Annotated in this window: 1 pseudogene; it reads left to right on the top strand. The window is 49.1% G+C overall.

The annotated features are described in order from the left end of the window. A pseudogene (locus tag JHD69_RS19995) lies at nt 1-684 on the top strand (hypothetical protein); the annotation flags it as partial.

Genomic DNA, 684 nt, shown 5'->3' with positions numbered 1-684 from the left:
CGGAGATGTGTATAAGAGACAGACCATTGGCCGCGTAGCCGCTTTCATTAACGAGAAAAAGGCACACCATTATGAGTTGCCTACCGGTGGCATGGGCTTTTTCGAATGTATCGATCAAAAAGAAGCCGCTTTTTTACTGTTTGATACGGCTAAAAACTGGCTCCTGGCTAAAGGCATGAAAGTGATGGAAGGCCCAATCAATTTTGGCGAGAACGACCAATTTTGGGGGCTATTGGTGGAAGGCTTTACGCCACCTTCATACGGCATGAACTACCATTTGCCCTATTACCAGAAATTCTTTACCGAATATGGTTTTGAAACCGCTTACGAGCAGCTTACCAACCATATCAACCTGAGCATTCCGTTTCCAGAGAGGTTCACCAAAATTGCCAATTGGGTGGCCAATAAACCGGGCTACACTTTTGAGCATTTCAAAAAAAGCGATTCCCAAAAATACATCAAAGACCTGATGGAAATTTACAACGATGGCTGGAAGGATTTTGAAAATTTTGTCCCTATAAAGCAAGAAGTACTGGAGGAAAGCTGTCTCTTATACACATCTCCGAGCCAACGAGACAGTACTCATGATCTCGTAAGCCGTCTTCTGCTTGAAAAAGGTGGGGGGGGGGGGGGGGGGGGGGGGGGGGGGGGGGGGGGGGGGGGGGGGGGGGGGGGGGGGGGGGG

Origin of the sequence: Pedobacter sp. ASV12 (assembly GCF_016429155.1) — a bacterium.
Lineage (GTDB): Bacteria > Bacteroidota > Bacteroidia > Sphingobacteriales > Sphingobacteriaceae > Pedobacter.
Note: the sequence above shows the minus strand (reverse complement) of the source record. Positions and strands in the feature narration are given on the sequence as shown.